General features: G+C 21.7%; 2 protein-coding genes and 1 tRNA gene. 2 read left to right on the top strand and 1 reads right to left on the bottom strand.

What is annotated here, in order from left to right; genetic code table 11:
* Positions 1-300: 300 nt before the first annotated feature.
* Positions 301-3927: an AAA family ATPase gene (locus OC683_RS02010; protein WP_304514879.1), complete on the top strand. Its 3627-nt coding sequence runs from the start codon at positions 301-303 to the stop codon at positions 3925-3927.
* Positions 3928-4098: 171 nt separating this feature from the next.
* A tRNA-Ser gene (locus tag OC683_RS02005) sits at positions 4099-4190 on the top strand.
* Positions 4191-4312: 122 nt separating this feature from the next.
* Here OC683_RS02005 and OC683_RS02000 read toward each other — a convergent pair.
* Positions 4313-4595, bottom strand: a 283-nt coding sequence (locus OC683_RS02000; RefSeq protein WP_304514878.1) for a hypothetical protein, incomplete at its 5' end; no start/stop codon positions are given.

Raw genomic sequence — 4595 nt, 5'->3', positions numbered from 1 at the left:
TTAGATGAATTATAATTATTGGGTAATATTTTTTTCACTTTATACTGATAAAGTTGTTTAATAATTGATGTATGAATATTTTATTATTATATTTGTTTTTTGATTGAGTTACATTTTAATTATATTTTATTCGTTAAAAAAGATCTTGTAAAATAGATCTTTTTTTATTTATGGGGATTTTTTTGTAAATTTTTGATTATTTAATATATAAATTTTAAATTTATTTATTTGAATGTTTATTAATTTAATTTGGATTATATTTATTAGAAAGATATTATTCGAAAAAAGGTGTTCTTTGGAATGAAAATTAAAAAAAATTATTTATTTTTTTTTGTTTTTTGTTGTTTTTTTGCAATTTTAATTTTTTTATTTTGGTATAAGGTGGCGATTAAAAGTAAAAATATTAATTTAATTAATTTTGCTTTATGTAATTCAAAATTTGTAAAAGAACAAGAGTTTAATTTTGAAAATGAATTAAAACAGATTAGTGCTAAAGAATTTAAGGTTTTATTCAAAATTAAGAATACCTTTCCTCAATATTTTCAAGAATCGAACGAGGATAAAAATAATTTTTTATTAAATCAAATTTTATTGTTAATTTTAGGAGAATTTAAAAATCATAATTATAAGTGGTTTGATAATTATAAAAAATCAAATTTGTTTTTTACAGAATATTTGTCCACTTTAGACAAATATGATTTATTTAATGACTTCGGATACAAAATAGAAGAAATAATTTCTGATCCGGAGAAATATGTTTTTATTCTTCCTGGTAATTATACTGAATTTACGAATTATGATAAATATTTGTTTTCTAAACAAAATTCTTTTTCAATAGATACAAAAGGTTTATTTTGGAAAAATTGGTCTCCTAAAAATTTGTTGTTTATATCTAAAAGTTATTTAGATACTATTTTACAACTTAGTACAAAAGTTTGGGATTTTAAAAATAATCCGAATCAACAATCATTTATAAATGAATTAAATACATTGGGTGAAAAACATTTTTTATTGTCTAAAGCCGATACGGATGTTCATTTTATTAAACATAAAATACAAAAATTAAACACTTTTTCGAGTAGAGAAAACGAAAATATTCACTCTTTAACCCGAACTATTCAAGAAAAAGAAACACAATACCGTCATCAAATGGATTTATCTGAAGTTGAACGTCAACAGTTAAAAATAGAAATCGATCAACTTACCAAGGATTTAATTACAAGTCAAGAAAAAATTGAGCAACATAAAAATAACTTAGAAAAAGCTGAAAAAGCTTTATCTCAAACTTCTTCCGAATTACAAGAAATTCGCAAAGAATTAGAAAAAGATCATCAACTTAGTGAAACAACTATTCAGCAACTTGAATCGGAATTAGATAGTTTAAATTATCAACATGATAATTTAAAAACAGATTTGATGAAGGCCAAACAAGATAATCAAGAGTTAAAACGAAAATTAACTAATAATATTGATGTTGCCGATAAATTTATTAATACTTTAGAAGTGATTGCATCTTCGTTTTTAAAACAATTAGATAAACAAACTTCCGAAAATATTAAAAATAATTCTTTCAATGTTTCTGCTCAAAAATTTGTTAAAGATACTTCTAAAATGCCTTTATTCGAACAATTGATTGGTCTCAAAAAAGAAAAATCTCAATTACAAGAATATTTAAATTATCTTAAAGATACTAATAAATATTTTGAGATGGGTATGAAAAAACCTCCTAAAGGTATTATATTATATGGTCCTCCAGGTACAGGCAAAACTCATTTAGCTGAAGCATTTGCTCGAGAATCAGGTTTATCAGTGTTTTCTTTATCATCTTCAGATTTTTCAAAAACTTATGTAGGTGAAGCACCAAGATTAATAGAAAATATTTTTATTGAAGCTCGTAAAAAATTTCCTAGTATTATTTTAATAGATGAGTGCGAAAGTGTATTTCGTTCTCGTGCTAGTAATTCTTTGACTACTGATCATGGTAATGTTATAGCTGCTTTCTTATCTTATTTAGAGGGTGTTCATGAAGATAAAGAAAGACCTGTATTTATTATCGCTATGACCAATATTTTAGAAGAAATTGATTCAGCTATTTTAAGTCGTTTTGATAAACGTATTAAAGTTGATTTATGGGATTTTTCTTCAATTCAAGAATTTTTAAAATTAAAAGCTATAGATTATAAATTAGATTTAATGGCTTATGATTATTTGGTAAATGATATTCCCAAAATTATCTTTAAACTTAATAATGACGAATTAAAAACTCCTCGTGGTTTAATTGGTTTATTAAATCAAGCTGTTACTATATCGCAAAATTCGAATCATCAACATTCTTATGTAAAATTAATCGATCTACAATTATCCTTAGATTTAAAATTAGGTCTTAATAGGGTTAATTGGGATAATCATCAACATCAAGCTTATACTTGGCAAGATTTAGCTTTTATCAAAGAATATAACGGTATTCCTATAAAACAACTTTTTGAAGATAATAATTTTGAAAAATTAGAATTAAAATATTATAAATTAATTAAAAATAATAGTCAAAATAATAAAAAATCTATTTATATTTCTTTAAAAAATGATGTAGGTTATCTTTATGATCTTGATATTGATTCGAATAATATGTGGCCTTCCAATTTATTAGGTTTTTATTTGGATGTTCAAAATGTTGTAACTGATAATTTTGATTTTGTACAACCACCAAATTTAAAAATTTCCAATCCAGAAGATCTTTTGAGATTATATATCCAAAATAGTAATAAATATAAAGTTGATCGGATATATTTTGTGTGGGATTTATTTAAACAACAAGAAATTAACTTTTGGTTATTGAAAAAATGGGAAAATTTGGTTAACACATATCCTTTTTTAAAAAAACAATATCCAATTATGAAAGATGAAGTGAATTCTCAAATTTATTCTTTAAAAGATTTAGAATTAAATAAACTATTTAATGATTGGATAAAAAACTTAAAAAATAAGTGGATTGAAGAAGTAATTCCTAAAATAAAATTATCTCAAAAAAATATTTATGATTTGTTTAAATTAAATCTTATTGACTTAATTGAAGAAGAAATTGATTTATGTTGGCAAAAAGATAATCTTTCGAAAGACACTTGTTTAGAAAAGATCATTGCGCGTTTAAATGAAAAATTTTATAATTTGTTTAAAAATTTTATTCGTGATGAAACTATTAAAATAATTAATAAAATGAGTTTAAATAGAAAAATATTTTCGCAATTTCAAATTGAGAAAATTAAAGAATATTTAAAAAAAACTACTTTTCAAGACTTTTATAAAGAATTGGATTCATTTTTTCTTCAAAACAATATTTTGTCTGAAGAAATTTTAACAAAAATATTTGTTAATCAAGAAAAATATTTCAATCAACAAGATAGTGTATATTATAAACTTTGGCAGGAAAAAATATATAAATATTTAGATATTTCTTTACCTCATTTTGAACAATTAAAATTAAAAAAATATTTAATTCATCAATTAATTAAAACTTATTTCCAGCAAGATTTAGAATTAGATAATATTATTGAACAGTTAAACGAAAAAATTGATATTTATAAGCAACAATTTGAACAAAAATTAGAAAAAAAAATTAATCAAATTGTAAATCAATATTTTTTATCTAATTATTTTCAAGATTCTCCTGATCCTGCGACTATTAGTTTAATTAATAAAAGAGCTAATATGTGGATTAATCATAATTTAAAATCAGATGAAACAATTAAATCAGAAACAGAAATTGAAAATATTGTTCTTAATTTTTTAAAAAAATATACAAAAAATATAATTATTAACCAACAAAAAAAGGAATCATTTGTAGAACGTAATTTTGTTAAAATTATTGTTTTTATTTTTTTGTTATTTTGTGTTTTGTATTTTGTATGTTTGAATAATCTAAAAAAATAAATTTAATATGTTATTTTATATATTCATTCATTTTTTAATTTTCCGTTCTAAAACGGAAAATTTTAAAAAAAAATAATATTTTTTTCATTTATCGACATTATATTTGTTATAATTTACGTCGTATTATCTTTTTTAAAATAAAAATTTATAAAAAATTGATAAATTTTCCTTGGAGCAGTACTCAAGTGGCTATAAGAGGCATCTCTGCTAAGGATGTAGTTCAAGAAATTGATGCAAGGGTTCGAATCCCTTCTGCTCCGCCATTTTTATTTTTGTGGATCATGAAATTTTTAAAAAAAAGTAAATATTAAAAAAATAAAAAACACTTTCTAATTTCTAAATCGATTTAGAAAGTGCTTTTTTATTTTGATAGTATTTGAATAAGTTATAAACTATTGTTTTTGTGTTCGTTTTTTTTATTAAATTGATAAATTATAAGTAAAAATGTTACTGTTATTAAAAAACATAATAAATAAAACAATTTGCTTGCAAAAGAACTATTATTGGATGAAAATTCGAAATTATCCTCATTTTTATCAGGGTTATTAGTATCATTAGTTAAAATTGTATCTATTTTATTTTTTAATGTTTTAAAATTGTTTAATTTTTCGTCTAAAGTCTGATTTATAAGAACACTTAATGTTAGGTCTTCGTCATTTATGTTCTTA

It is taken from the genome of Candidatus Phytoplasma crotalariae (genome assembly GCF_030586865.1).
GTDB lineage: Bacteria > Bacillota_I > Bacilli_A > Acholeplasmatales > Acholeplasmataceae > Phytoplasma > Phytoplasma citri.
The sequence above is the reverse complement of the archived record's forward strand: the minus strand, read 5'-3'. Positions and strand labels throughout refer to the sequence as shown.